The following is a 5,454-nucleotide window of genomic DNA, read 5'->3' on the forward strand; positions in this document are numbered from 1 at the left end:
GCCCGCCTGATCCTGCTGGGCGACAAGGACCAGCTCGCAGCCGTCGAAGCCGGCGCGGTCTTCGCCGAAATCTCGGCCGATCCGACGCTGAGCGCTGCGTGCATCGACGAACTGGCCGCGCTGACCGCTACGCCGCCGGAGCAGATTCGATCGCCGCAGCCCATTGTCGCGACGCCGCTGCGCGACTGCGTCGTCTGGTTTTCCGAAAGCCACCGCTTCGCGACCACATCCGGGATCGGCAGACTCGCCGCCGAGATCAACGCCGGTCGCGGCCTCGAGGCCTGTGCCTGGCTGACCAGCACCGACGATCCCTCGGTCGGCTGGCTGGAGGAAGGTGGCAGCAACCTGGCGGCGCCGCTTGCGGCGGCGATTGGCGAAGGCTACCGGACGTATTTCGCGGCGCTGACTGCCCGCCATGCCGACGCAGCGACGCAGCGATGCGCAGTGTTCGCGGCCTTCGATCGTTTCCGGGTGCTCTGCGCAATGCGCGAAACGGAGCGCGGCGTGCATGCGATCAACGCCATGCTGACTCGGGAAATGCGGCGGATCGGCGAGGACGGCCGCGCCAACCCCCGCTCGCCCTGGTATCCCGGCCGACCCGTGATGATTCTCAGAAACGACTACATCCTCAAGCTGTTCAATGGCGACATCGGCATCTGCCTGCCAGACGAGTCCGGCGAGCTGCTGGTCTGGTTTCCGCAAGGGCAGGCGGGATTCCGGTCGGTGGCGCCGATCCGCCTGCCCGAGCACGAAGACGCCTTTGCCATCACCGTCCACAAGTCGCAGGGATCGGAATTCGCATCGGTCCTGCTGTTGCTGCCCGAACAGCCGAACCGGGTGCTGACCCGCGAACTGCTCTACACCGGTGTCACACGCGCGTCACAAAAGCTGCTTATTGTTGGCAGCCGAGAAGTCGTGATCGGCGCCTGCGCCAAACCGACGCGGCGCCATTCCGGCCTGATCGCGCGGCTGCGCGAGAGCGGAACGTAAGCGCTGCAGACGTCTGCGGCGAATCGACCGGGACGTCGCCACGCTTCGCGTCCCTGCGGCCGAGGGCATAATGGCCGCCAACATACCGAGGAGAAATTCATGAATTCCGGATCACTGGCCAATCTCGACTGGGGCTCCGTCGCGCTCTTCGCAATGGTCGCGGCGGGCCTCGTCTGGGCGCTGGTCATCTTTCTGCGGCAGAACCGCGAAGACCTCGACAATCTGCAGAAAACGCTCGATTCTGAGCGGGAAGACAACGGGAAGGAGTGACCGCCGGTCGATGGATCGCACGCTACCGACGTGGGGACAGTTCGACGGGCCGCTGCAACAGTGGCGGCGCCGTGGCATTGGCGGGTAGCCGCAGCGAGCCTGTCGCTCCGCCGATTGTCGTCAGTTGGTGCCGCCGACCCTGCATCCCGGGAGTCGGACGAGTTCCCGCGTTCCCGTGACCACAGGTTACCGTCCCGACCGCCTGCCACCCAAAGCGAGCAGGCCGATCGCGGCCAAGGCCAGGGTCCCCGGCTCCGGCGCACCCTGTACGTCAAAAGCCGCAATTCCAATATCGCTACCACCTGCCCCGAAGCTCCTGGTCGATCCGACAGCGTACAAGGTCGATCCGGCTATGGCGACACCGTTGAACGAATCGTCGGCGGCACCGCCCCAGAGCGTCGAATCAAGCAGGTCGCCGGTCAGAGCATCAATTTCGAGCAAAATGCCGTCGGTGCCGCCAGCGGTATTGCCTTTGGTTGAGCCTACCGCAAACAGGTGACCGCCCTGAAAGACTACGCCATTCAGGATGTCTTGCGCCGAGTTTCGGCCGTACGTCTTCGACCACAATAGGTTCCCTGCAGCGTCCCAGCTCTCGATCAGGAAGTCTGGGTTCGCGGTGTCTGGATTGGTTTGGCCGACAGCATATACTTTGCCATCTGCCGAGGTCACACTGCGGTATTCCCCTGCTGCCGCTGAAGTGCGCGACCAGAGCAGATTGCCGTCCGGATCGTATTTCTTGAGATCGGGATGAACACCGCTGTTTTCGCTGCGGCTGGCGACATAGAGGCTGTCACCGGTAGCGGCAATGCCCGTCGTTCGGGTATCCCACAAGGTTGAGCTTGCGGCATGAACGATCGTTGTCGTGTCACTGCGTGTCCACAGAATGTTCCCCGATTCGTCATACTTGGTAACGAAACGGCCAAGGTCCCCGGAGAATCCCGGCTGACCAAGCCCAGCCGCATAAATCCTTGACTGACCAGCCTCCGAAGCAGTCACCACGCCAGTCAGAAACTCAAAGCCGCCGTAGGGAAATCCGCCGGGCGCACCCGGCGTCTGCCGGGCCCACACCGAGCCGCCCACGCCGCCCCCCATAGAGCCGTCCGCATTAAACAGCACGGTAATGCCTTTGAATTCCTTGCTACCGACCGTGTCGACAGTGTGGCTGTAGCTCCACCCCGCCGTGACCACCCCGTTGCCCGTCAGCGCGACGCCCTGGAATGCAGCCGGATCACTCGGTGAACGGCTCCAAACGGCTGACGGCCCGAGACTCGATCCATATTGTCCCACCACACCCTGATTGCCGGCCGGCCCTGCCCCGGAGAAAAAGACCCCGCTGCTGTTTGCCGCTACGCCGGTTCCAAGTTCGTCACCGGCGCCCCCGAATGTCGTCTGAGCCAGAAGAGGTAGCGCCAGCACAGGTGCCGGAAAGATCGTCCAAGCCGCGAGCGTCACCGCCGAAACCTGAACACCACGCCAATTCTTCTTCATAACTCCCTCCTTTCCCATCGATCAATTCACAGGTTTTCACTATATATCCAGGCCATAGCAATTAGCCATCCCACGAAAGTAGGATGTCCGTGCCGTAGATTTCGATACAACATGCGAGCCGAACGTCGTTTCGGGAGATCGGCGAAATGGGAGATGCGGAATCACGGCTGCTCGATCTGATCGAGATGACGTACCACGCGGCAGACGACGCCACGATGGTACAAGCCGTGTTCGTCGGATTGCATGACCGGATGCCTTTTCCGACCGCATCTTTTTCACCGGTCGCTACGAACACGCTCGTACTGCAGGATGGCCTGTGCTTCGAGTTTGTCTCGACCTGCGGCAGCGACTACCGGACGAGCGGCCTGCCTCCGTATTTGGGCGCGTTGCACTGCGTCACGCCTGAGCAGTTCAATCACTGTCTGCCGGTCGCGGAGGTCATCGGGCCTGGCTTGCCCGGACGCAGCGCGTCGCAGCAATTCGCGCGGCGCTTGCCCGATTACCACGCGGTCGGCCTGCTTGCCGCAGCACGCGGACAACCCTTTGCTCTCCTGACCGTCGAACGACAACGCGACGATGTGGAATTCAGCCGCGGCGAGCGGCTGATCATCGACCGGATCGGTCCCCATCTCGGTCGGGCGATCGCCCTGCGCCGCCGGCTGGACGACTCGGCCCAGCCGGAGAAGACAAGACGGGTATTCTGGTGTTCGCGACCGACGGACGCGCACTGTATGTGGCCCCCGGTAGCCCGCGGCTTCCTGGCCAGCAGTCCGGAGGAAGCCGTTCTTGCCGCGCTGCCAGCGCAGGGAAGCGGCGTCGTCAGACTCGCTTCGCACAGTTATCGCGTCTCTCGTCTGCGCTGTCCCCCCGCGTGGTGACCCACTACGTGCAGTCGACGAAGCAGATCCCCGGGGTTATCCACAAGAGAGTGCGCTTTCAAAAGCACCGTGGTCTGAAGTTGGCCCCTTTTCGTGGACACGTTCCCCTTGTGAAGGAAGGAGTCCACAATGCCCAAGACAAGACCACCGTACCCGGCGGAATTCCGGCAGCAGATCGTCGAACTCGCGCAAGCGGGAAGAACGCCTGGGGAACTGGCGCGAGAGTTCGGTCCGAGCGAGCAGACCCTCTACAACGGGCTGGCGCAGGCAGTGCGCCAGCCAAGCAAGCCGCTGCGTGGCGAGAACGGCCTGACGGACGCCGAACGCGAAGAACGGATTCGCCTGCCTCGCGAATGCCGGCAACCCAAGAGGGAGCGCGACCTTCTGGCAAAGCCTACGGCCTGGTTCGCCGCCAAGAGCGATGCGGGTTCGCAGAACCCTTCACGCTCGTGTGGCGAATCAGGCCGACTTTCCCGTTCGCACCTTGTGCCGCGCGCTGAAGGTTTCGGTGTCCGCGCCGGTGCGAAACTGGTTCGAATCTGACGATTTGAAAGTGGAGCAGCTCAATTCAGCCGTGGTCATTGTGAAAACGCTGTCAAATCCGGGCCTTGAGGGTTGCGCCGACGTTGTGGGCCGCGTCAGACAAGCGAATTGTTCCACGGGCAGGGAAGAAGACCGAAGTACGCGCCAAAGAGCGAAGAAGCGCCACGCCCTGCTAAATGCATTTCGAAGAAAATCCGGTTTCACACCGTCAGGTTTCGACCAGTTTCAGGTCGGCCGCGACAATTTCGGCGAGCGGCTTCACCGCCTGGCGGGATCGCAAGCGCAGTCGGCGGACGATCGGCGAGCCCATGCGCGCCGAACTCGTGCTGGCGGCGTTGCACAGGGCGATCCCGTTGCGCAAACCCGACGCCGTCGTGCATCACAGCGATCAGGGCAGCCAGTACGCCTCGCTCGCCTTCGGCAAGCGCTGCCAGGACATGGGGGTGCGTCCGTCGATGGGCACGGTCGGCGATGCCTTCGACCATGCAATGGAGGAGAGCTTCTTCGCCCGCCTGGGATGTGAACGGCTCGACCACCGCACCTTCAAGACGAAAACCGAAGCCCGCCTGGCAGTCTTTTCCTGGATCGAAGGCGGCTACAACCCGCGCCGCCGCCATTCGGCGCTCGGTTACCGGTCGCCCATCAACTTCGAGGAGAGCCAAATCACCATTCCTGACACGCCCCGCTCCAAACACGGGTTACCCACCGCGCCGCTCGCCTCCGGCCATAGAGGGGCGGCAGCGGCGCCGTGGATAACACTGCCCTGGAGTACTATCCCGGCGCTTGATTCTCAAGCGCCAAACCGTCCACCGAAAGGGGGCAACTCCACAATTCCTACTGTAGCTACTGCGAACGGCCATCGCTGATATCAAAAGCCACAAACACAACACGCACCAGTCCAGCTCATCCCAAAGGCGTCGGTGACTCCAGTTGCGCTGCAGGAACCTGTTTCTGAGGTGACAGAACACGAATTGTGCGCGGTGATCGCACTTATTGTCTTAACAGAACATGAACAATGTCCTGTCTGATTGAGTCTGCCATGATCACAAACTGCAACTGACTTACCCACCTGTCCTGCAGGCCCGGTGGGACCAGCGGGACCTGTAGGACCAGTGGCACCCCTCTCGCCGGTGGCTCCTTTAGGGCCGGCGGGACCAACGGGGCCAGCAGGACCGATGTCACCTTTTGGACCCGCCGCGCCCACGGGGCCCACGGGGCCCACGGGACCGACTGGTCCGGCGGGTCCGGCATCCCCCTTTGCACCGGCAGGACCGGCGGGTCCGGC

At 63.1% G+C, this 5,454-nt stretch carries 4 protein-coding genes and 2 pseudogenes; 5 read left to right on the forward strand and 1 reads right to left on the reverse strand.

Annotated features, from left to right (window positions below):
• Together NFV80_RS03430 and NFV80_RS03435 are read left to right on the forward strand one after the other, a co-directional pair.
• Positions 1 to 990 (forward strand): ATP-binding domain-containing protein (locus NFV80_RS03430; protein WP_295326745.1); only part of this gene is annotated, 990 nt, incomplete at its 5' end.
• A 99-nt stretch (positions 991 to 1,089) separates the two neighbouring features.
• Positions 1,090 to 1,260 (forward strand): hypothetical protein, encoded by a 171-nt coding sequence (locus tag NFV80_RS03435; protein ID WP_295326746.1) that lies wholly within the window; start codon positions 1,090 to 1,092, stop codon positions 1,258 to 1,260.
• Between the two features lie 186 nt (positions 1,261 to 1,446).
• Here the strand turns inward: NFV80_RS03435 and NFV80_RS03440 are convergent, their stop codons facing one another.
• The gene (locus NFV80_RS03440; RefSeq protein ID WP_295326748.1) at positions 1,447 to 2,748 is read right to left on the reverse strand and encodes a PEP-CTERM sorting domain-containing protein; all 1,302 of its coding nucleotides are present in this window, start codon (positions 2,746 to 2,748) and stop codon (positions 1,447 to 1,449) included.
• A gap of 146 nt (positions 2,749 to 2,894) precedes the next feature.
• Here NFV80_RS03440 and NFV80_RS03445 point away from each other — a divergent pair, with 146 nt between their 5' ends.
• From NFV80_RS03445 to NFV80_RS03455, 3 genes and pseudogenes are all read left to right on the forward strand, one after another.
• The gene (locus NFV80_RS03445; RefSeq protein WP_295326750.1) at positions 2,895 to 3,626 is read left to right on the forward strand and encodes a hypothetical protein; all 732 of its coding nucleotides are present in this window, start codon (positions 2,895 to 2,897) and stop codon (positions 3,624 to 3,626) included.
• A 129-nt stretch (positions 3,627 to 3,755) separates the two neighbouring features.
• Positions 3,756 to 4,140 (forward strand): annotated as a pseudogene (locus NFV80_RS03450) (transposase); the annotation flags it as partial.
• A gap of 322 nt (positions 4,141 to 4,462) precedes the next feature.
• A pseudogene (locus tag NFV80_RS03455) lies at positions 4,463 to 4,822 on the forward strand (DDE-type integrase/transposase/recombinase); the annotation flags it as partial.
• Positions 4,823 to 5,454 lie beyond the last annotated feature (632 nt).

Source organism: Accumulibacter sp. (assembly GCF_023806565.1).
GTDB lineage: Bacteria > Pseudomonadota > Gammaproteobacteria > Burkholderiales > Rhodocyclaceae > Accumulibacter.